Raw genomic sequence first — 213 nt, 5'->3', positions numbered from 1 at the left:
CGCCAGATCGGCGAGATCAACACCGGCATCCTCGCGGTGCCGGGCAAGCGCCTTGCCGACTGGCTCGGCCGCCTGTCCAACGACAACGCCCAGGGCGAGTATTACCTGACCGACGTGATCGCCATGGCGGTCGGCGACGGCCTGGTGGTGGCCAGCGCCCAACCGCTGGACGCGATGGAAGTGCAGGGCGTCAATGACCGCATGCAACAGGCC

General features: G+C 68.1%; 1 pseudogene. It reads left to right on the top strand.

The features are described 5' to 3' along the window. Nucleotides 1-213 (top strand): annotated as a pseudogene (glmU, locus tag HMPREF0072_RS11810) (bifunctional UDP-N-acetylglucosamine diphosphorylase/glucosamine-1-phosphate N-acetyltransferase GlmU); the annotation flags it as partial.

The organism is Anaerococcus lactolyticus ATCC 51172, from assembly GCF_000156575.1.
In the GTDB taxonomy this organism is placed as follows: Bacteria; Bacillota; Clostridia; order Tissierellales; family Peptoniphilaceae; genus Anaerococcus; species Anaerococcus lactolyticus.
This window is presented reverse-complemented; position numbering and strand designations above follow the sequence as displayed.